This window comes from Shewanella sp. BC20 (genome assembly GCF_003129585.1).
GTDB lineage: Bacteria > Pseudomonadota > Gammaproteobacteria > Enterobacterales > Shewanellaceae > Shewanella > Shewanella seohaensis.
In genome coordinates this window covers 74,417-97,087 of the sequence record NZ_NHRI01000018.1, presented here as the reverse complement: position 1 = coordinate 97,087, position 22,671 = coordinate 74,417, and the positions used below count along the sequence as shown (strand labels likewise).

Below are 22,671 nucleotides of genomic sequence, written 5' to 3'. Positions count from 1 at the left end.
CGATATCTAAACCGATTGTAGTAATCTTCATAGGTGGACCCGTCCTCTTTCTGATGAGTTTTAGCGACTACATCGTGGCCCATTGCGAGGCCGATTTAAAGTGGATGGGTCCATTCCATTATCCATGCCTCGATCACGCAACGAACGCAAATGCCCTGCGGCAACTCCGAGGGGATGGTGAACTCCTGTGATCTCGGCGTTGGCGCTAAATTCCAAAAGAGTTGTGCCTGTCCCAACTTTTCAGATACCCAAAAGAAAGACCTGATGATGAGGGATTGCAAGCATCGTTACAGTGAATCAGACTTGCCTATTTTGCGTAAGTGCTTGACCTTTAATTTTGTTCTCGCACGCATACCATGATTTAACTTCATATAGAAACCTTAGTAATATCAAGTTTTCAGGTGATACATATAGATTTTTGTTGCATCGAATCTTAATCAGCACTTAGCCTATGAATAGTGATTGATAGTAGCTTATAGGACTGGGGTAAAAATACGATGTTTGGATTAGTCAAAAAGTCCCTTTTAATGGAAGCTCGAGCTAAGGTCTCAGAGCTTGAAAATGAATTGGAAGGTGTCAAATCAGCATTATTGGGAGCCCAAAAAACTTTAGGATCTCCAGAATATATAAAGGCTAACAACTTAATAATGCTCGAAGAGGAACTAGGTGATCTTCGAGCAAAATGTAATGAATTTAGAGGTCAATATGAAATAGAAAAAGAGGCGGCCAAAAAGCACCTTGTTGAGATAGAAGAACAGTGCTCCATCGCGTTAAAAGAGCATGAAAATGCTATCGAGTTAGCAAGGTCAGAATTAGCTTTAGAGATAGATGAAATACATAGAAAAAAAGAAATAATTATATCTGAAGCGAAAACTGAGCGAGAACAGATTTTAGTTCATGCAGAAACTGAAGCCCAAGTAATTGTGGATCAAGCAACAGTTCGTGCAGATAAAAATTTGGCTGATTTAGATAAAAAAATTGAAGCCAGTAAAGCAGAAGAAAAACTGCTTTCTGGGAGAATTCAAAAGCTTCGAGAAGAGCTAAAAGATTTGGAGTTAACCCAAGAGAATCAAGATATCCTCTCAACGATTACGCCATTTAATCAACTCCTTGACGGGCCCCCTAGCCATGATATTAAGGTCTCCTTACAAGAAGTGAAAGACAAACAGAAGGAACTTATAAAACAAGGAAAGGCATTCGATATTCTTCAAGATATTTATTGGAACGATAATCTTGCTAAAGGAAGGGCAAGACAAATGAGGCATGGTAAATTTCTAATAACAGCCTTTAATGCAGAAGTTGATAATATTATAGCTAACACTACAGCACGTAACTTCACTGCTAATGCAAAGAAAATAGATACGTGGTTCCAAAAGGTAAATAAAAGTGGTGACGATAGCTATGTTGAATTAAATCGAACCCTATTATTTTTGCGTCTGGAAGAACATCGCCATGCATTTGAATATAACTATAAGAAGGAAATGGAGATAGAAGAACAACGATTTATGCAAGAGTCTTTACGCGAAGAGGCTAAGGTTAAAAAAGAAATTGAGCTATTTGTTACTGCTCGTGAAAAAGAAGAAAAAGCTTATAAAAAGGATTTAAATATTGCTCTAGAGGAGATGTTAACGGCCAACCAAGAAGAAGTTGAAAAGCTTAATGCACATATCGAAGAATTGAGATTTAAGCTAGAGCGAGCAACCTCTGAGAAAGAGCGAGCACTGAGCATGGCTCAACTTACTAGGTCAGGATATGTTTACGTTATCTCAAATAAGGGGTCATTCGGTGAAAATGTTTATAAGATTGGTATGACTAGACGTTTAGATCCCATGGATCGTGTCAAAGAGTTGGGAGATGCATCTGTTCCTTTCTTTTTTGACGTCCATGCACTAATCCCCTCAGACGATGCTCCTGCTCTGGAAAACAAACTTCACTCGAAGTTTGCCTCTAGAAGAGTAAACAAGATTAATCACAGAAGAGAGTTCTTTAATCTCACGTTTGAAGAGGTTGAAGAAGCTTTAAATGAGTTTGTTGAAGGAAACTTTAACTTAATTCGTGATGTTGTTGCAAAGCAATATGAAGAATCGTTATTTTTAGATCCGCAGGAAATGGTTAATGGCTAGTATAATAAATGATTTAAAGCGTATTCAACGTGTAGTTTCTGTTGTAACTAGGGCTACGGAGCGCTGCTTTCATAATGCAGATGTATCGCTAGTGACATGTAAATATAGCAGCGGTGAATTTACTATGGAGTTGTCAGCTAATGTTCTGGAGTATTATTACCTTGATGCTAATATTTGCTGCGCTAGCGCTGATAAGTGTGCATCAATGTTTATAGCAAGCATCTTAAATTCAGTTGACAGGATTATCAGTAAACTAGAGAAAGAAGAGAAAGAATTTCGAATTGATGTGAAAAAATACGGTGAAGCCTTCTCTGAAAGCCCCGCTGCATATCTATCATCGGCATTAATGTTCAAACAAATTATAACAGGGATAAAATCATGAGTAGTGCTAACTACTAAGTCCTATTAAAAACTACTTAACTTTGAATGTTTTTTGTCAACCTATATATACTAATAAAAATATATGACAGAGAGATTATATGAAAATTATTGAACTTAAAAATAGATTTAGGTTTGCTTGAAAATATCAATGGAAAAGATGGGACATGCATAACTCTTTTGGGATTAACAGCCAACGCCAAGGCTACAGAAGTTCACCCTCCCCTCGGAGTTGCCGCAGGGCGAATAGACAAATTGCGTGAGTCTTGCCATGGATGGCAAGCTAGCTTTCGCAGGTGCAGGGACGCATCCTTCGGAAGCGATAGCAAATTTGGCTATGAGCACAAGGGGCTTTCAACTCCGTTGGGGCGTCTTGGAGAATCCAAGGAGGATAGGACGAGCAGTCCTCCTTGGTCGGGTGTGGGGTGAAGCCCCACGACTTTAAACATATCTCGGCCGTTAGGCCGCAATGACAATACATCTACATAAACAAATACATCTACATAAACAAGTGTGAGATGAAGTCCCACGACTTTGACTTTGATTTAGCAAGCTAACAGGACTGATAAAACTTAAGCAATTTCATGTGCTAGCACGAACGTAAAGGCTAACCCCCCAAGTTGTCACACCTTCAACCTAAGGTTAAATCTTCACACAGACAAACAGCGCATTACCTGAACTTAAATCCCATGGGACGATTTTTTCATAATCGTGTTCAAAGATATGTACTTCAAAATATGGCGCGAGTAACGCTTGCAGCTCCGCAAAACTGGTCGCGACCATAGTATGTTGGTCTTGCCATAATTCAGTTTGATGCGCAGATGTATCGGTATCGACGTCTACATCAGCCTGTTGAGTAAAAGGCTGGTGACTCTTTGCAATACTCAGGTTTAATGACTGGTTTTCGCCTTGACCACTGTAATGCCAGCCAGATTCAAAGGCAAAATGGTGTCCCTCAAACTCGGCAAAATGCTTAATCGATAAGCGGTTATCGATGCGGTGCTTATCAACCGAGTTAAAACAAAATATCCCGCCGTCATTCAAGGCGCGGTGCACGCTGGCAATACAACTCTTTAGCCGCTCGATGCCCGCACTGTAATGGATGGAATATAAAAAACAGGTAATTAAATCCACTGGCTGCTCGAGATAAAAGGCGGTCATATCCTGTAGATTAAACTGGGCCTCAGGGCAACGACGCATGGCCATATCTAGCATGGGTTGATTAATATCCAGACCACGACACTGATAGCCAAGGTCGATAAAGTGCCGTACATGCGGGCCAGTGCCACAGGCTAAATCAAGGTGTTGTTTACCATTATTCCCTAAGAACTGATGCAATCGATGGATGCTCGCACTCTGTTGTTGATAGTTAATATCGGAGCACATTAAATCGTAATAACCGGATAGATCGGTATAAAGCGCGTTAGAATACATAGCAGCAAAGAGAAGGCATGGGCAATTAAGGGTGGCGCATGATATATCAGTTGGCTAAGAACCGATACACGCAATGTGACGCCTAAGCGTGAGCGCAAGACACTTGCATCAATTTAATCCGATAAATCAATGCTACAACGCAGAATAACAATCCAATGTCTCAAAGCTGGTTAAATGCTCGAGCCGAGGCTTTGCAAAATAATAGCCTTGGAAATAGTTAATTCCACGGCCCACAAGATAGTCTAATTCCTCTTTACACTCGATCCCTTCGGCCAGCACCTGAGTGTTAAGCGTGCTACAAATCCCGAGGACTTCATCAATAACAAACTGTTTTTGTTTATCTAAATGGATATTCCTGATTAACTCCATATCGAGTTTTAATACCTGAGGGCGTAAAAACTCCAACCAACTCAAATCCGCAAAGCCACTGCCAAAATCGTCGATGGCAGTAATAAAACCTCGTTTGGCATAACTTTCAAAAATACGGCTTAATTTGGCTCTATCGACAATCTGTTCACCCTCAGTGACTTCAAACATAATGTGATGAATATTAAAACCAAAGAGGTCAGCCGCTTCAATCGAGGCGCGAATACAGGTTTCGGGGTTATAAACAGCATTAGGTAAAAAATTGATACTTAACACTTTATCTAGACCAAGCTTGGCTGCGGTTTCAATAGCCTTCACGCGACAAGCCTGATCAAAATAGTACTTATTGCTTTCGTTTATGCGCTCAAACACCCAAGTGGCGCCTTCGCCATTTGGACCTCGTACTAGGGCTTCATAACCAAAAATTTGCTGATTTGGCCAATCGATGATTGGCTGAAATGCCATGCGAATTTCAAATCCGAGTGATTTGCCACTTAAGCAGTCCATGCAGGTTTGTTGCTTAATTTGAGAGGGGAAATCCATCATAGGTCTCCTTTAGCTTGCCCTCTCTCAGTGTGGGGATGATTAGATCATTTTGCCAGCTTTTCGTGTTTCAACCCGCTCAATAAACACTATTGTGTCAATTCATGGCAGAGCACTGATAGATTTAAATACAAAAAAACGATAGATGAGCCGAGATTAAAGATGGAACAGACGCAACTCTTTTGAGATTTACAGCCAACCCAATTTACCTTCCCCGGCGAGTAGTTGAAGGGCGCTGAAGGCTCTTTATTTAAAAGAATGGACGTGAGTTTGGCATAGTTACCAAACTTGCTTTCAGGAAAGGGGCGAATAACAATCGGTCATTTTCTAATGAGCACAAAGCTCTGCCCGTAAATAAAGTGTTAATGCCTGTCACTTAGCGAGGAACGTCTGGCTGCTTATGAATTAATCCCAAGAGGATCGGTCCAACTTAATCGACTCTTCATTAAAACTCAGGGATGGGGCTATGCTAGCTTGGCTGCCCCCTTCAAAACAACCAACCTATTCACTGCATTGTAAAAACCACCTAATACAATAAGAAACAAAATGCAAATAATGACTTACGGATACACATAACAAAAAACACTAAAATTTAAAGAATTTACCAATTAAATCGCTATAAGTCACAGTTTAATATAGTTTAAAAACCTAGAATCCAGAACCATTCATCATATATTTCATACGGTTATTTTTGGAGTCGGGTTGTGAGTCAAGCCATCTTTTCCAAGCTTTCTTTGCGCAAGTTGTTAATCACTTTGTTCGCTGCGCTTTTAGCGCTGTTTTGCCTATCTTTGGGTACCATTGCCTATCATTTACAAGAGGTTAAAAGCCAGATAAGCCTGCTAGAAAGGGAGTATCACAGTAACGATCAGGCAGCCGCTTTACTTCAGCTAGTATCAGGCCTCAGACGTGAACAGTTGGGTTACAGTTTACGGCGGGTACTGGATGCCCCCATGAGCGAAGAATCACGTCAATATCTGCAAGACCAGACAATGCTGATCCAAGCTGCTCTAAATGAACTCAAACAAGGTTCAGGAAAAGATACTCTAATACAGTTAGAAAAGCTGAACGCTCCACTGCAAGCATTTATGGGGTTGCATACACAATTCTTGAAACAGGATAATAACGACCTACCAGAGAATACCGCCAACATGCTGACATCAATGGAAGCATGGCATATTTACAATAACGTAGAGACAGAACTCAGCGCCTTAATGGCGCTGGAAACTCAGAAAGTCAGCTACGCCAGAAACGCTAGTGAGCAGGCAATCCAATCCCTTAGCAGCAGCCTGATTATCGTCTTCTGCCTCTTTGTCACTATCGCTCTCGGGGCCGCATGGTTCCTGCTGCGCCGGATCTTTATTCCCCTTGGTGCAACCACTCAAGTACTGGAACACATCGCTTCAGGGGATCTCGCCACCCGCATCCCAATGGAAAAGTTCACCAGCAGTGAATTCACCCATTTGGCAAAAACACTTGAGCAAATGCGTACTACATTACAGGATATGATCTCTCAGATTGGCGCGGCCTCGGTACAGTTGGCCGCCGCAGTGGAGGAGATGAGCACAGTTGCGGCCGAAGCGGCCGAAGATATGCATCAACAACGCGCTGAAGTAGACCAAGTGGCAACCGCAATGACGGAACTGCAAAGCTCGATTAGCGATATATCTCGTAACACCACTCAAACGGCCGACCAGGCTAATCAGGGTGTGCAAGCCACAACCGAAGGTCAGCAGGTGGTATTACAAACGCTGGAAACGATTCGAAACTCAGATGTCGAAATAACGACCGCCAGTGAAGTGATTGGTCAATTGCAAAAAGACTCAGACTCCATCGCCATGGTGCTAGAAGTCATTGGCAAGATCACAGAGCAAACCAACCTTCTGGCCCTCAATGCAGCTATTGAAGCAGCCAGAGCGGGTGAAGCAGGCCGAGGCTTTGCCGTGGTTGCGGATGAAGTACGCACTCTCGCCAGCCGCACTCAAAGTTCAGCACTGGAAATCAAAGGTACCATAGAACAACTGCAACAAAGAGCTCTGCATGCGAACGAAGTCATGCAAAAAAGCCGAGAGCGCATGCAAGGGAGTGTTCGCTGTGCCAATGAAGCCAGTGATGCAATTGAAAGGATCAGCGCTGCCATCAGTATTATCAACGATATGGCTATTCAAGTTGCTAGTGCCACCGAGCAGCAAACCGCCGTAACTGGCGAACTGGGTGTCAACATCATCAATATTAGTGATGCAGCCACTAAGGTCTCAATGGGTACGGGTCATGTATCTCAGTCCAGCCAAGAACTGAGTCAACTGGCTCACAACTTAGCTCAGTTGATTAGTCGCTTCCGAACCTAAATACGCAATCACACTTAACCTCATGCGGCCAATAGGTCGCATGAGGATTGGCTCTAATATCAAAAGCCATCCTAACCTCCCTCGGATTTATGATTCGAATTGCATGCCATTAAATGCAAAGACTGCTAAGCAAGATATTCCTCCACAAACGACACAACCTTGATGTCACCATAGAGCAGCTCCGCTTACCCTTCTAACCATGCAAATGAACTTTGCAAAAATGCCATAGCGTCTTGCTCAACAATCAGCCCGTGGGCCATCACTATCCTTTTAGGCTGCCAAGCCAGCATCTTCACCAGATGCGTGCGGGCTTGCTGCTTGGCAAACATAAAACTTAACCGCCAATCTAAGGGCATTTTGCCATTGGGGGCGAGTATGCCCGCGCCTCGGGCGAGCAATCGCTGCAAGGCATTAAAGGCATCGGGGGAAAAGTTCTCGATAAGATCGGTCACGATCAAAGTACTAGACGCTTTATGGAAGAACACACATTCCTGCATAAAGTGGGAGCCAGTAAATAACAACTGTGCGATATCCGCCGACCAAGGCGCATTAAACTCTGGGGTAAACACTTGCTCAAAATGCAGATCGGGACGCTTAGTTTGCACTTCGCTAGTACCAAAACTCTGAGCCTGCGGGTAAGCCTGCTGCCATTCCAATAAAAACAAATGATGCAGATGATTTGGGGCAATCAAATAACGCACCTCGCCGAGGCTGGCGATCTGCGTTTGCAGCTCTGACGTGAGCTTGATAGGGCTGTGCACCCACAAAGTGCCATCACTTAAGCGGACAATCGTCATCCGTGTGGTATAGGGCAAGGTAAAAAAAGGTACCGCCTCGCCATCAACAATCCATAGGTTTTCGGCTAGCTGTTTCATATCGACACTCCCTGTTGTCTACGCAGCCCCATTGACGGGGCCATATCGACCATTGAAACACAAAACCTGCCGATGAGGACACTTAAACTCTGCTCACCATGCTAAGTGGGATATGCCTTTACGGCCAAGCATATAAAAATGGGCTGCTCAGTTGAGCAGCCCATTGCGATAGAGAGTCATACTCACATCGCGGTTTTATTTGAGTTTATAAACCACTTCGACTCTATCCTCGATAGTCACTTGGCCATATTGATAGCTTTCAGCGGCGCCCATGGCATCGGCCTTGGCATTCATGCGCAACATTACGGGCTGCACAGGGCGTTGATCGTAATAACGAATTTGCCACACCTTACCTAAGTTCTCCCCAAATCCCTTGGCTAAGCTTTCGGCTTTTTGTTTAGCATCTACAATCGCCGCTTGGCGCGCCTTGGCCACATACTCGGCCTCTTTGCTCGACTTAAGGGCGATATTATTGACCCTGTTGATCCCCTCCTCTAAGGCGGAGTCCAAAATGGTATTTAAGCGGGCTAAATCACTAATGGTAACTGTGATTTGGCGACTCGCGGTATAACCACTCAGCTCTGGCGCCTTATCCTGGGCATACACATATTGCGGCTGCAGATTTAAGTTAGCGCTTTGGATTTGCTCCTTGGTAATGCCCGCAGCAGTTAAACGGGCGATAAATTTCGCCACTGCGGCATCCGAATTATCCTTGGCGGCCTTAGCCTCTTTCTCGGTAACGGCTACTTCGACATTAAGCTCTGCCATATCCGGCTCAACCTGAATTTGGCTCACGCCCATGGTTTCAATATGGGGAAAATCTACGTCGGCGGCCATCGCCTTCGCGGTAAACACACCTGAAAAAAGACCACCAGCCACTAATACAGCTAAAAGAGAATGCTTCATTGTTAACTCCAACTAAATCATTTAAGGCGAGACTGCCGTGGTTCTGACGCGGCGGCTATCGGTTAAAAGTGCGACTTGCTGTACCAATATGTAACAACCCGATTTGTCGTCCGTTGCGATAGCCACGCATCATGCAAACTACCCCTATAAACGCAGGCAAAAATAAAAAGGGTTAATTTTTTTGAAAATTTTTTAAATCGGCAGCGAGCGGCTGTGCACTGGGCCATTCAAACCTTAAAGCCATTCACGCAAGATGAAATGCGGCGGGATAACTAAGCTACGGACTCTGCCGCGCCGCAACTGGTAGAAACGCTCTCTTGGCTGTACACTTTTCACCCAAAGACACTGTACCTTTTAATCACTTCAGGTATAATCCGCGCTCTTTTTACGGCGCTCTTTTATCAGCATCAGCGAGACACCATGACAGTTGAAACTTTTAATCCTAAGCAAACAACCACGCTTGAGACCCCAGCCAAGACATTAGAAGCAGCGAGTGCTGATTCTACTGCTACCGGGAATCGCATCGGTTTCGTGTCTTTGGGTTGCCCAAAAAACCTAGTGGACTCAGAGCGCATTCTGACCCAATTACGCATCGACGGCTATGAAGTCACCAACAGCTACGACAATGCCGATCTGGTTATCGTCAACACCTGTGGCTTTATCGATGCGGCGGTTGAAGAATCCTTAGATGCGGTGCGCGAAGCCCTAGAAGAAAACGGCAAAGTGATCGTGACCGGCTGTTTAGGCGCCAAGGAAAACCAAATCCGTGAAGTGCACCCTGACGTGCTCGAAATCACGGGTCCACACAGCTACGAAGCCGTGTTAAAGCATGTACACAAGTACGTGCCAAAACCAGAGCACAACCCATTTACCTCGTTAATCCCACAAACTGGGGTTAAGTTAACGCCTAAGCATTATGCTTATTTAAAGATTTCAGAAGGTTGTGATAACCGTTGTACCTTCTGCATCATCCCTGCACTGCGTGGCGATTTAGACAGCCGCCCAGCGGGTAGCGTATTAGATGAAGCCAAGCGTTTGGTTGAATCAGGCGTGCAAGAAATTTTAGTCGTTAGCCAAGACACCTCTGCCTACGGTAAAGACAAGGGCGGCCGCACCGACTTCTGGAACGGTATGCCAGTGAAGCAAGACATCACTAGCCTTGCTCGCCAACTGGGCAAGATGGGCGCTTGGGTACGTTTACACTATATCTACCCATACCCATGGGTTGACGATCTGATCCCCTTGATGGCCGAAGGTTTAATCCTGCCATACCTAGACATTCCGATGCAGCACGCCAGCCCACGCATCCTGAAGATGATGAAGCGTCCAGGCCGTGTTGATCGTCAGTTAGAAGCCATCCAACGCTGGCGCGAAATCTGCCCAGACTTGGTGATCCGCTCAACCTTTATCGTGGGCTTCCCTGGCGAAACCGAAGAAGACTTCGAAATGCTACTCGACTTCCTGCGTGAAGCGCGCCTCGACCGCGTAGGCTGCTTCAAGTACTCAGAAGTAGAAGGCGCTGTAGCCAACACTATCGCTGAACTGATCAGCGAAGACGTGAAGGAAGACAGATACCACAGATTTATGGAAGTCCAAGCCGAGATCAGCGCCGAGCGTTTAGCCCGTTTCGTTGGCCGTACTATGGATATTCTGATCGATGACGTAGACGAAGAAGGCGCGATTGGCCGCAGCTTCGCCGATGCTCCAGAAATCGACGGCATGGTCTTTATCAACGGTGAAACCGAACTCGAACCCGGCATGTTAGTGCGTGCTGTGATCACTCACTCGGACGAGCACGATCTGTGGGCCGAGTTAGTCGACGCCGATGCCGAAGATGATATCGAGGCTTAAGCACTCGGCTTAAACACTAGGCTTAGGCATTCGCGCTAAGCGCTTGCCCTCTGCATTCGATTAGCCAGATTAAAAGCATCAATAGCGAGCCCCTGATATTAATACTAATAGTCAAGGGGCTCGCTTTTTTATGGGCAATCGTTACCGACCTAGTGATAGACATTGAAGGATATCGGCAGCAAATGGCAGAGCAGATAAGTCGAGGAGCTCAAGAATGGCGCGTTAAAGGTTTACAGGACAAGAATCAAAGAGAAATCGAGCAGAGATAAGGGATAAACAAATCAGCGCGAGCAAAGTTAAGGCTTCAACGCTAGGCTCCAGCAAGGCAAACTCCCATAAAGTCGAAAGGGGTATCGCCCCTGTGCTGATACCCCTTTCGGTTTGCTGCTTTACGGTTGTAAGACCCTTTGCCCTTTTTCGGCTTTTCGGTGCGCATTCTAAACAATGAGCTAGTCACCACTGCCTTGAGTGCGTTGTCGGTAATAGTGCCGCGACCATTTTCATGTTCGAGCACACTAGTCTCTTTAAGCTTTGCCATAGGAACTCCTCAGTTAATTTCATACAGGCCAAATACACCTCACTCGACCTGCGGCGACACTATAGCGCAATATGGCAGGATGTACAGAGTTTGTGCAGTAGTGCAAAGAATCACGCTTTTTATTATCAAAAAGTATGATAGATTAATTCAATAAAAATAATACATTAGGCTATCAAGCCTTCGCCTTAGTTGTACTTTTAGCTCGCCCATTGGCGGCAAGATTACCCTTTGTAATCACGGGATAAGGAGATCATTTTGCAATTTGCAGTTATTTATCGGCCTTTGCTTTGCTTAGTAGTCCTGTTACTCAGCCTCTCCCCTAGTCTAGCGCAGGCTTTTTCAAGCTCTGAGTGCATCATTACCATGGGTTATCGCACCAGTGAGCGCCTTCCTTTTATCCAACACGAACCCAATAACCAAGGGTTTTACCACGATATCTATCAAGCCGCCGCCGAGCGGATTGGTTGCAAACTCAGGATCACGCGGGCGCCTAAGATGCGGATTTTGCGGGATTTGAAACTCGGTAATATCGACTTTTACCCCGGCCTGAGTTTTAGTGAGGAGCGCGCCCAATTTGCCTTTTTTATTCCAAATGGCCTATCGGAGCGCGCCATCGGCATTAGCCGTGCGGGAGCCGCCGATATACGTTCGTTAGAGCAGTTGTCCCAGAGTGGGATGACACTGTTAATCGCCCCCGGCAGCTACGACTTTAATGGCCTACCCGAAACCATGTCGGTACGCAAACCGCCAGAACTCGATGTGCCTAAGGCCTTAGATTACCTGCTTGCCAGCCAAGGGGATTTTTTTATCTACGATCAGGCCACCATCAGCTACTACCTTAAACAGCGGGACATGAGCCAATTTAAGCTGCACCCCAATTGCTGCCAGCAGCCTCAGGCCATGTATCTGGGCTTTTCGAAAAAAAGCCGCCATTTTCGCGGGCAACATAACCCTAACTACCGTGCAGACCTCCCCGTCAGCCCAGATAACAGCCCCAACACACTGGCCGAAGATTCAAAGGCCTATGAGTTTGCCAAGGCACTCGCCGCCATGGATGCCGAAGGAGAAACCCAGCGTATCTACTTCAATCACTTCGGTTAATCCAAGGGCGTGTTAAATCAAGCCACTTGATATCCACACTTGGCGCTAGCTTATCTTCATCTTGGTGCTAACGAGCACTTCAGGCCGCTAATTCAGCTTTGTCTTTATAAGCTCTGCGACAATATGCCGCACCTGTCACACTGTGATGATCTTTATAATGCAGCGCAATTTATCCGAGTGAATGGAAGACAATAAGATGGCTGCAAACGCTTCAACGATCCCCCACGGCTTTAAATGCTCCGCAATCGCCAGCGCGCTGACCTTAGCATTAGGCGCTTCGGTTACCTCACACGCCATGGCCAACGAGACAAATCAGACGCAAATTGAACGTATTCAAGTCCATGGCGAACAGAGTATTGGCCGTAATGCCTTAGGCTCGGCCGATGCCTTGCTAAAAGACCAAGGCGTCGATTTCTCCGAAGCGGGCGGCGTCTCCGCCTTGCCCGTGCTGAATGGCATGATGGGCGATCGCATTAAAGTGTTAGTCGATGGCGCGGATATCACCGCCTCCTGTGCCAACCAAATGAACCCACCACTTTCCTACGTTTCCGCTAATCAAATCAGCTCGGTAGAAGTGGTCGCGGGCGTGTCCCCTGTCAGTGCGGGCGGCGACAATATCGCCGGGGTGATTAAGGTTAATAGCCTGAATCCTAAATTTAGCGACAGCGACAACCTCAGCTTCGAAAGCGGCGAGATTTCATCGGGATACCGCAGCACCAGCGATGCCTTCTTACTCGGTGCTAAGGCTGGAATCGCCAGTAAGGACTTAAGTTTCAGCTATCAAGGCGCCTATGAAGATGCCAATAGCTACCACGATGGTCACGGCGATAAAGTACTCGATACCCTCTATCGTGCCCAAAACCATGCGTTAACAGCGGCATGGCGTGATGACAAACAACAACTGGCGATTAAGCTAACGCATCAGGCGATCCCTTTCCAAGGTTTCCCGAACCAATACATGGATATGACGGATAACAAGAGTTACGGTGCCCTAGTCCGTTATCTGCGTGATTTAGACAACGACGGTGAATTTAGCGCCCAGTTAAACTGGCACAGTGTGAAGCATGAAATGGGCTTCTTCACTCCGGAAAAAACCGGCAAGATGCCGATGAACACTGAAGGCAGCGATTACAGCTATCAACTGCATTGGCGCCTACCTATGGGCGAGGACAGCACACTACTCGTTGGGCAGGAATTTTATAACTATCAACTCGATGATACTTGGCCAGCCGTGTCCGGCACTATGATGGCCCCCAATGACTATATCAATATCAATGACGGCGAACGCCGCCGCGCCGCAGTTTATGGCGAGTGGCAGCAAAACCTCACGCCACTCTGGTGGTTGTCTGCCGGGGTGCGTTATGAATATGTCACCACAGATACGGGCGAAGTGCAGGCCTACAGCAATATGCCCATGATGGGCATGCCGAATATGGATGCCGAAGCGGCAAAAGCCTTTAATGCTATGGATAGAAGCCGTGACGACAACCTTATCGATGCGACATTGCTGGCACGCTATCAATTGTCGGCCAAGCAACAATTGGAATTTGGCTTAGCCCGTAAAAACCGCGCGCCAAACCTGTATGAGCGTTACAGCTGGGGCCGTGGCGTGATGGCAACGACAATGATCGGCTGGTATGGCGACGGTAACGGTTACGTGGGCAATCCCGATCTTAAGCCTGAAACCGCGCACACCCTGAGTGCGGCCTACAAGTTTGCGGGCGATGAATGGCAATTCTCGACCACGGCTTGGTATAGCGCAGTGACCGACTATATTGATGCCGAGGTGATTGGCAGCTTTAACCGTAGTGGCCTTGCCAACGGTAAACGCAATATCCTTAAATTCACCAACGAAGATGCCCATTTATATGGCGCTAAGTTTAGTGCGAACTACCTATTAGCCGATACCGACAGCGGTAAATGGCAGATGCAGGGCAAGCTGAATATCACCCGTGGCGAGCGCGATGAGGGTAACGAGCCGCTTTATCAAATCAAACCGCTACAAACCGAGTTAGCCCTTAGCCATCAACTGGGTGATTGGGAAAACCGCCTGTCATGGCAATGGGTAGCGACTAAGGATAAGGTCGATGAGCGCCGTTTAGAAAATGAGACCGACAGTTATTCGCTGTTAAATTTAAGCAGCAGTATCAAGTGGCAAGAGCTGAGTTTAACCTTTGCGATCAACAACCTGTTTGATACTTACTACGAACTACCGCTGGGTGGTGTCAACCTTGCCGAATTTAAGGCCGATAGTACGGGTGGCTTTAGCCAAGTCGCAGGCTCGGGTCGCTCATTTGAATTAGGCGCTAGCTACAAATTCTAATGAGCACCACCGCTAAAATGTGGCAAAGCTATTTAAGACGAGGCAATTAAATCAAAAGGGCAAATGCGAACGCATTTGCCCTTTTGATTAAAGCTCATTCCGTTAACGCTGAACCGTTAGACTGAATGGCTCAATAGGGTCAACTCAATCAGTTACCCGCGACCTTCATCTCGGATAATAAGATCCCGCCGGTGCGGATAGACGAACGTAAATCGAAGTCTTTACTAACCGCCTGAATACCACGGAACATATCCTTCAAGTTGCCCGCGATAGTGATCTCTTCGACGGGGAACTGCACTTCGCCATTTTCGACGTAAAAACCAGCGGCGCCGCGGGAATAATCCCCCGTTACCATATTCACGCCCTGGCCCATCACTTCAGTGACAATCAGGCCTGTGCCCATACCTTTGACTAGCTCATCGAAACTTTGACCCGTGTGCGCCAGCGTCCAGTTGTAGATACCGCCCGCATGGCCTGTGTTGGTTAAGCCTAGTTTGCGCGCCGAATAGCTGGTCAGCAGATAGCTTTCTAACATACCCCGGTCGATGATACGTCGATCTTGCGTCGCTACACCTTCGCTATCGTAGTTGGCACTGGCAAGCGCACCCAGCAGATGCGGCTGTTCTTCAATGTTGAACCAATCGGGGAAGATTTGGGTGTGAATCGCATCCAACAGGAAGCTGGATTTACGGTACAGGCTGCCACCGCTGATCGCGCCGACTAAATGGCCGATGAGCCCTGTGGCGATTTCAGGCGAAAGAAGAATAGGTAAACGCGAAGTCGCAATCTTACGTGCGCCTAAACGGCTCACTGTCTTTTGTGCGGTTTTCAAGCCAACGGATTCGGGAGATAGCATCTCACTGAATTTACGGGCGATAGTGTAATCGTAATCCCGCTGCATGCTGCCATCTGAGTCTTCACCGATCACGCTGCAACTTAAGCTGTAGCGCGAGCTGCAATAACCGTTTAAGAAGCCGTGGCTATTGCCGTAAACCTTGACCGAAGTGTGGGCGTTTGCGCTGGCACCATCGGAGTTATTGATGCGCGGATCGGCATCGAGCGCCGCGGTTTCGGCGCGAATCGCCAATTGGGCTAATTCGTCGGGAGAAATCTCTTCAGGATAATAGAGCTTAAGATCGCGGATCTCGGTCGCCATTAAGGCTTTGTCGGCTAAACCGCTAAAGGGGTCGGCCGAGGTGTAACGGGCGATATCGTCCGCCGCTTTCACCGCCAGGGCAATGGCTTCTGGGCTGAGATCGGAAGTCGATGAACTGCCCTTGCAACCATCGCGATAAACCGTAATCCCTAGGGCGCCATCTTTATTAAATTCAACCGTTTCCACTTCTTTTAAGCGGGTTGAAACCGATAATCCCTGTTGTTTACTGATCGCCACTTCGGCGGCATTTGTCCCTAATTTATTGGCATATTCGAGGGCCACGGCAACCGCATCTTTCAGCGCGGCCAATTCACTATCGATTCTGTTCAAAGACACAAAGCTACTCTTTCGTTGTCGGCAATGGCGTTAGCATAACAAACACCCATGCCATTCTCATTATTTATTGCGCGCTTATTTCGTCAATCTCAGCCATGGCGCACGCGCTTTCGTTAGGCGATTTTTGGCGGGAGATGTTATTATTAGGCCGTTATTTAACTGAGGTTTTATCTATATGAAGATTGTTGGTGATTCAGAGCATTTTAAACAACCCTATGACAGTGACGAAGAGTATGTCAGCAAAACCGAGGACAAGCGTGACTGCGAAGCTGCTCAAAAAGTCGGTATGGAATTGGTGTCGCTCAGCAAAACCCAGCTAGATAAAATCGAGCTGGACGAGCACTTATATGACAGCATCCTGCAAGCCCATAAGATTAAGCCGAAGACAGAAGCCTATCGTCGCCATATGCAATATATCGGTAAGTTGATGCGTCACGTCGATATTGAGCCGATTAAAGCGGCGCTCGCTGTCGTGCTGAACAAAAACAGCAACGAAACCGCTAAGCTGCAAATGTTCGAGAAAATGCGCGAGCGCTTACTGAGCCAAGGCGACAGCGAAATTCAAACCTTAGTGGAACATTACCCACAGTTGGACAGACAGAAGCTGCGTACTTTAGTGCGTCAAGCCACGAAAGAGCTGGCGAAAGGCCCTGAGTCCAAATCCTCAAAAGAGCTGTTTAAATACCTACGCAGCGAAATTCAAGACTAATTAACTCAGCACCACAAGGATGTTTGCTTATGCGATTTAGCAACACGTTTTGCAATCTCACTTTGCTTTCTATTGGCTTATTTGGACTCTGGGGCTGTAACGGCCCCTCTGACGAAGATAACGGTGGCACAGATGCCAGCGACGGTATTTACAAACTGTCTATCGACTTTAAAACCTTATCGGGTAGTCAATGCGGCAGTTTTACCTCACTTCAAAGTTTCCCTAAAGACGCAGGTTTTTGTGCTGTCGCCAAGTTAAACAAAGGGTCAGCAAAGGTCAGCAACCAGAGAGTAAACTTTACGACCGACCTTGGGACGTTAACACCGGAAAGCAAACTCACGGATAGCAATGGTGAAGCCGTTGTTATTGTGAGTAATCCAGATTTGCTGATCAATGCAGGAACGATTACGGCAACCACTACCCCAAGTGATTCGAGCACAGCGCTATCGGCGACTCGCAACTTTGAATTTACAGGCACTATCGACGGTACTGGCGCATCCATCGCCCCAAAACTGAGCGCCAGCATTCTAAGCGGCGCGAATGTAGTGACTCGCTTTAAAGTTGATGAAGCCGTACAACTGCAAGCCATTTTCCTCGATGCCGAGAGTAAAGGTATTACCGACGCTAAAGTCAGCTTCAGTGCGGGGTCAGCGACCTTAACCCCGGCCAGCACGCTAACCGATGAGCAAGGTATTGCCCAAGTCACTTATACCCCAAGTGCCACCGAATTAGGCGCCAACGCCTTAACGGTAACGGTGGATTATCAAGGGCAATCGCTACAAAGCAGCAGCTTGTATGAAGTGCTCAGCAAAGATGCAGTTAACGAAGCCGGCACTCTAAAATTAGGCTCCTTTAATGGCGGCAGTTTTACCGAAGGAAAACTGGCCAGTACGTTAACGGCGCAGGCCGATGGCAGCTATAAAATCAGCGCAGGCGGCAGCTTTGGCGTGACTGCAAGCTTAGTGTTAGAGGCCAGCGATGGCACTGTCACTCGCGTACAGACGCCGTCATCCATCAGTTTCAGCTCTGACTGTACTGCCAGCAATAATGCGAGCTTAGACTCGCCTGTCACGACGCTATCGGGCAATGCCAGCTCGACCTTCCAAGACACCAGTTGCAGCGGGAATAGCGAGCGTAACGATCAAATCGTCGCGACCACAGTCGTGGGTAATCAAACGCTGACGGCGAACTTCCCCTTTACGCTTCAACGTCAAACCTTAGCCAGTCTGAGCTTTGAAGCGGCCGAGCCCAACCAAATTCGCATTAAAGGCGCGGGCGGAACTGGGTCGAGCGAATCATCACTGGTGAGCTTTAAAGTCACCAGCGCCAATGGCCAGCCAGCAGCACAGCAAAAGGTTAGTTTTAGTTTAGATACTGTGGTCGGCGGTTTAAGTTTTGCCAATGGCAGCGCCAGCGCCGAGAGTCTAACCAACTCCCAGGGCATTGCTAGTGTGCGTGTGCTTTCGGGTACTGTGCCGACCCCAGTTCGCGTGGTCGCCAGCGCAGTGGATGCCGATACCAAGGAAGTGATCACTAGCCAATCTGAGCAATTAACGGTTAATACTGGCCTGCCACAGCAACTTGGCTTTGGTCTTTCGACGACGATATTTAACCCCGAAGCGGGCGATTATAACGGTGAAACCGCGACTATTACCGCCAGACTGTCGGACAGCTTTGGTAACCCCGCGCCCGATGATACAACGGTGAACTTCACCACCGAAGGCGGCCAAATCACCTCAAGCTGCCTAACGCAAAATGGTGCCTGTAGCGTGACTTGGACTTCAGGCGCTTATCGCCCTCAAGATCACCGTATTACCATCTTGGCCTACGCCTTGGGTCACGAAACCTTCTTCGACACTAACGGCAACAATCAGTTTGATAGTGCCGATGGTGGCGATGGTGGCGTTATCACTAACGCCTGCTTATTCAATGGTGTAGCAACTCACTGCAGCGGCAATGGAATGGATGTGGAGACCTTCCACAATAGCGGTTTTAGCGACTTACCGACTGCGTTTCGCGATGATAATGAAAACTTTAGCCGCGACAGCGGTGAACCTTATTTCGATAACCTCGCCCGCGAGACCTATCCCGCCGCCGATGGCAAGTTTAACGGCCCTCAATGTGAAGGCAGCCTCTGTGGCGCTGGTCAAGCCAACAAAACCTATGTGCGTAAGGCTTTGGTGTTAAGCATGTCTGGTTCGCAGGCTTATATCAGTGTGCAGCAAGACGGTGTGTTACTCGCAAGCGTTAATGATATTAAACCCGTTGCCGCAGGTAGCGAGTCTGAGTTTGTGGTGTTTGTACATGACAGTGCCAAACAAATTATGCCTGCTAAGACCCAAATCGAGCTCTGCGTCGATTGTAACGGTACGCCAGATATCATTGAGGTAGCCAATACTCTCACTGGCAAGAATGGCTTAGGCACACCAATCAGTTTCACCGCCTCTGCGGGGAGTCAAATCAGTGTAGTGACCACTACGCCTAAGCAAGTTAAGACTACCCTCAGCTTTACCGTGCCGACACTGTAAAAACCAAAAGACCCGCAACTGCGGGTCTTTTACTTTCTAGCTCAATTTGCGAGTTAATTCTGTAACTCTACCGCCTTGCGTAAACGCAGGCTTCGCAGCGCTAAGTACAAGACCCCAACTGCTGCCCAAATCAAGCCAAGCTCTAAGGACTGAGGTTCAAGGTTAAGCCACAGTACGCCAATCGTCGCCGCGCCGCACAAAGGTAAGACGAAGTACTGCAAGTGCTCTTTCAAGGATTGGTTACGTTTCTCTTTGATATAAAACTGCACTATTACCGACAGGTTCACAAAGGTAAAAGCCACCAGCGCCCCGAAGTTGACAAGCGCCAATGCCATTTCGAGATCGAAGGACACCGCCGAAAGCGCCAGTAATCCCACCAGAATCACGTTAAATGCCGGCGTGCGCCATTTGGGGTGAATATAGCCAAAGCCTTTATTGGGCAGCATATTGTCACGCCCCATCACGTAGAGAATACGTGCCACCCCCGCATGGGCTGCCATGCCAGAGGCCAACACCGCAATGGTGGTTGCCACCAGCACCACTGACTGGAATAAATTCCCCCCCACATACAGGGCAATCTCAGGCAGCACAGCATCTAACTGCTGGAAGCGAGAAATATCTGGGAAAAACAGCTGTAAGAAATAGGACACACTGACAAAAATTACGCCACCAATCAGCGCCGTCAGCACGATGGCGCGGGGGATCACCCGCTTAGCGTCCTTGGTTTCTTCACTCAACGAACTTAAGCCATCGAAACCTAAGAAGGAGAAACACAGAATGGTCGCGCCAGTAAACAGCGGCGCAAGGCTTATCTGTTCGGAATAGAATGGACGCACACTGGCAATCACACCTTCGCCTTCGCCAAGGGACAGGCTGTGGGCCATTAGACCGATAAACACTAAGATAATGGCTATCTGGGCGAATACGATAACACCGTTAAAATTCGCCACTAAATCTATCCCCCTCAGGTTGAGTAGAGTCATCACAGCGACTAAACCAAAGATAAAAATCCACGGCTCGACGTTAGGGAACATGGCCGTGAGGTAAATCTTTGCCAGCAACATATTGATCATCGGCATAAACATATAATCGAGCAGCGATGACCAGCCCACCATAAAGCCGACATTCGGGCTAAAGGTTTTTTGCGCATAGGTATAGGCCGAGCCAGCATAGGGATATTTACGTACTAAGTGGCCGTAGCTAAAGGCGGTAAACAGGATCCCCGCTAACGCGAGCAGGTAAGAGGTGGCCACATGGCCTGAGGTGATCTCGGAGACAATGCCAAAGGTGTCAAACACGGCCATAGGCGTAAGATAGGCTAATCCCATCACAACCACTTGCCACAGACTAAGGCTTTGCTTTAAGCCTGGATTTTGTTGGCTCATATCCAACCTCCTTTTGCAGCAGGTGGAATTGCAAACGCAACAGATTGATTTACGGCAACTACCGAACATCCGGTAAACAACAGCCCCATTGAATTGTCCTCAGTAAAGTAGGTTCAAACGAACCTCATATCATTTCCGGATGTTTACCGGCCTCAATTGGTTTAAAACCCATACGCTCAAAAAGAAAATAACCGGGATACTGAATACCCCGGTTATTTTTGCGGCGCGCATTCTCCCCCAAAACAGAGTCTAAGACAACCCAATCAAGGCATTAAGTTGCCTATATGTGCTTTAGGCAGATAAAAAAATCTTACTATTTCGCAAGCTCTCTGAAATGGCTCCTTCGCTTAAGAAGAGTACGAATTTTGTACTTATCTATGTGAGTTTGATCTGATTGTCGCGTTTTTTGAGACAAAGAGACACGCGGTTACAGGCTTATCCTCGTTAAAGGGTTGCCGTAAAGTAGGCTCCATCAACCCGATATTATTTTGATAAAACGACTTAGCAGTCTTAGGAGTCCATGATGAAACTGAATAAAATTATGATGATGGCAGCAGGTGCAGCATTAATGACTAGCAGTGTTCACGCCGTCGAGATCGATTACTTTGCAGGTATGGGTTTAGGTTATCAAGCAGATGAGATTGAAGGTGTTATCAACAAAGACACCGAAGATCTGAGCTATCAAGCCCGCATTGGTATGCTGATTGAACAGAACCATCGTATTACAGGTACTTTTGGTTATATGGAAGACAAATTCAATTTTGCCAATGATAAGTTTAAGCAGGAACAGTACAGCTGGTTAGTGTCCTATGACTATCTGTTACCAGTACATAAAGACGTTAATTTGTTTGCAGGGGTTAGCATTGGTGCCAACGACAACAAAGTCTCAGGCAAATCGGCAACCGATTTTGTATATGGCGGTCAAGTGGGCGTGCAATACAAATGGAGCGAGCATTTCTCATCGGATCTCGGCTACCGTTATTTAGCCCAAGACTATGAAGAAAACGGCAATGAAATTAACAACAGTCAGCAGGTTTACCTCACCTTAGACTACAAGTTCTAACACTATTTTCTCCCTCATTATTTTCTTGGAGTACCTAGTTTATTTGGGTACTCCCTTTTTTTTAAACAGCCTACCGAGTTCGATACAACTATCCACAAGGGAACACACTAGATACAGGGGCCATGTAGCGATATGTGGGATGCTTAGAAGTAAAGGCTTTCGACGATTTTACCGTTAACCAGCATGTCGCATTTATCGCCAGAGCTGGATTTCGTTGCTTGGATCACCCCAGCAATCGCACCAAATGCGCCACCTTGGCTGCTCAGCACTGAGCCAAAATAACATTGGCTAGAGATGGTGTAACCCTTGTATTTACCGCTGAGGTTTTGGGTTGGCGTGTAAGGTGGGAAAGTGCCTTTCATCACTGAGTCGCCATTCACCGACAGTGAAATATTTTTGCGTTCAGTATCGTAGCTACCGCCAAAAACGAGGTTGATACCATCGACTTCAACGGTTTTTTCTTGTGCAACGATGGGAGGTTTAGCGGCGCAGGCGGCCAACAGACAAGTACCCATGGCCAAAGAGAGTAAAGTAATTTTACGCATTTCATCTTCCTTTTGATGCGATAAAAAAATGAAGCAACTGCTTCGAAATTAAACGGCCCCTGTTTAATTTTTTGCCGGACGATTATATCTATATCTGCCTAATATCCAATAACAAATTTAATACAAACATAAAAATCAGTATTCTGTCGGTACGAATAACAGC

17 protein-coding genes are annotated in these 22,671 nt (G+C 46.9%); 9 read left to right on the top strand and 8 right to left on the bottom strand.

Annotated features, from left to right (window positions below; all coding sequences use genetic code 11):
* Window positions 1–497 precede the first annotated feature (497 nt).
* Complete coding sequence (locus CBX96_RS17305) at window positions 498–2,123, top strand: DUF4041 domain-containing protein (RefSeq protein WP_109287532.1); 1,626 nt, start codon at window positions 498–500, stop codon at window positions 2,121–2,123.
* The gene (locus CBX96_RS17300) at window positions 2,116–2,505 is read left to right on the top strand and encodes a hypothetical protein (protein WP_109287531.1); all 390 of its coding nucleotides are present in this window, start codon (window positions 2,116–2,118) and stop codon (window positions 2,503–2,505) included. The genes CBX96_RS17305 and CBX96_RS17300 overlap by 8 nt, the downstream gene beginning before the upstream one ends.
* A gap of 638 nt (window positions 2,506–3,143) precedes the next feature.
* Here CBX96_RS17300 and CBX96_RS17295 read toward each other — a convergent pair.
* Both CBX96_RS17295 and CBX96_RS17290 read right to left on the bottom strand, forming a co-directional pair.
* Window positions 3,144–3,935 (bottom strand): class I SAM-dependent methyltransferase, encoded by a 792-nt coding sequence (locus tag CBX96_RS17295; protein WP_109287530.1) that lies wholly within the window; start codon window positions 3,933–3,935, stop codon window positions 3,144–3,146.
* A gap of 132 nt (window positions 3,936–4,067) precedes the next feature.
* Window positions 4,068–4,844 (bottom strand): EAL domain-containing protein, encoded by a 777-nt coding sequence (locus tag CBX96_RS17290; protein ID WP_109287529.1) that lies wholly within the window; start codon window positions 4,842–4,844, stop codon window positions 4,068–4,070.
* Window positions 4,845–5,797: 953 nt separating this feature from the next.
* Between CBX96_RS17290 and CBX96_RS17285 the strand changes: the two genes are divergently transcribed.
* Window positions 5,798–7,192 carry a methyl-accepting chemotaxis protein gene (locus tag CBX96_RS17285; RefSeq protein ID WP_258294855.1) on the top strand — a complete coding sequence of 465 codons (1,395 nt, stop codon included), beginning with the start codon at window positions 5,798–5,800 and terminating at the stop codon, window positions 7,190–7,192.
* Window positions 7,193–7,377: 185 nt separating this feature from the next.
* Here CBX96_RS17285 and CBX96_RS17280 read toward each other — a convergent pair whose 3' ends face one another.
* Both CBX96_RS17280 and CBX96_RS17275 read right to left on the bottom strand, forming a co-directional pair.
* A complete protein-coding gene (locus CBX96_RS17280) occupies window positions 7,378–8,067 on the bottom strand; it encodes a DUF4336 domain-containing protein (protein WP_109287528.1) in 690 nt (229 codons plus the stop codon).
* A gap of 195 nt (window positions 8,068–8,262) precedes the next feature.
* A complete protein-coding gene (locus CBX96_RS17275; RefSeq protein WP_011624181.1) occupies window positions 8,263–8,973 on the bottom strand; it encodes an oxidative stress defense protein in 711 nt (236 codons plus the stop codon).
* 420 nt (window positions 8,974–9,393) lie between these two features.
* Here CBX96_RS17275 and rimO point away from each other — a divergent pair, with 420 nt between their 5' ends.
* Window positions 9,394–10,824, top strand: a complete 1,431-nt coding sequence (rimO, locus tag CBX96_RS17270) for a 30S ribosomal protein S12 methylthiotransferase RimO (RefSeq protein ID WP_011624182.1) — start codon at window positions 9,394–9,396, stop codon at window positions 10,822–10,824.
* Between the two features lie 310 nt (window positions 10,825–11,134).
* On the opposite strand, the gene CBX96_RS17265 is transcribed toward rimO, so the two are convergent.
* Window positions 11,135–11,362, bottom strand: a complete 228-nt coding sequence (locus CBX96_RS17265; protein WP_086902221.1) for a ribosome alternative rescue factor ArfA — start codon at window positions 11,360–11,362, stop codon at window positions 11,135–11,137.
* Between the two features lie 255 nt (window positions 11,363–11,617).
* Here CBX96_RS17265 and CBX96_RS17260 point away from each other — a divergent pair, with 255 nt between their 5' ends.
* Entirely contained in the window at window positions 11,618–12,463 is an 846-nt protein-coding gene (locus CBX96_RS17260; RefSeq protein WP_109287527.1) for an ABC transporter substrate-binding protein, read from the top strand.
* A gap of 181 nt (window positions 12,464–12,644) precedes the next feature.
* Window positions 12,645–14,786, top strand: a complete 2,142-nt coding sequence (locus CBX96_RS17255; protein ID WP_181382228.1) for a TonB-dependent receptor domain-containing protein — start codon at window positions 12,645–12,647, stop codon at window positions 14,784–14,786.
* Between the two features lie 148 nt (window positions 14,787–14,934).
* Here the strand turns inward: CBX96_RS17255 and pmbA are convergent, their stop codons facing one another.
* Window positions 14,935–16,278, bottom strand: coding sequence for a metalloprotease PmbA (gene pmbA / locus CBX96_RS17250; RefSeq protein ID WP_011625016.1), 1,344 nt, complete (start codon window positions 16,276–16,278; stop codon window positions 14,935–14,937).
* Between the two features lie 175 nt (window positions 16,279–16,453).
* Between pmbA and yjgA the strand changes: the two genes are divergently transcribed.
* Together yjgA and CBX96_RS17240 are read left to right on the top strand one after the other, a co-directional pair.
* Window positions 16,454–16,987 (top strand): ribosome biogenesis factor YjgA, encoded by a 534-nt coding sequence (gene yjgA / locus CBX96_RS17245; protein WP_109287525.1) that lies wholly within the window; start codon window positions 16,454–16,456, stop codon window positions 16,985–16,987.
* 29 nt (window positions 16,988–17,016) lie between these two features.
* Window positions 17,017–19,515, top strand: a complete 2,499-nt coding sequence (locus tag CBX96_RS17240; protein WP_109287524.1) for an Ig-like domain-containing protein — start codon at window positions 17,017–17,019, stop codon at window positions 19,513–19,515.
* A 53-nt stretch (window positions 19,516–19,568) separates the two neighbouring features.
* Here the strand turns inward: CBX96_RS17240 and CBX96_RS17235 are convergent, their stop codons facing one another.
* Window positions 19,569–20,900: an APC family permease gene (locus CBX96_RS17235; protein ID WP_109287523.1), complete on the bottom strand. Its 1,332-nt coding sequence runs from the start codon at window positions 20,898–20,900 to the stop codon at window positions 19,569–19,571.
* A 523-nt stretch (window positions 20,901–21,423) separates the two neighbouring features.
* Between CBX96_RS17235 and CBX96_RS17230 the strand changes: the two genes are divergently transcribed.
* Window positions 21,424–21,963 (top strand): outer membrane beta-barrel protein, encoded by a 540-nt coding sequence (locus CBX96_RS17230; RefSeq protein ID WP_109287522.1) that lies wholly within the window; start codon window positions 21,424–21,426, stop codon window positions 21,961–21,963.
* A gap of 143 nt (window positions 21,964–22,106) precedes the next feature.
* Here CBX96_RS17230 and CBX96_RS17225 read toward each other — a convergent pair whose 3' ends face one another.
* A complete protein-coding gene (locus CBX96_RS17225) occupies window positions 22,107–22,508 on the bottom strand; it encodes a hypothetical protein (protein WP_109287521.1) in 402 nt (133 codons plus the stop codon).
* Window positions 22,509–22,671: the final 163 nt, after the last annotated feature.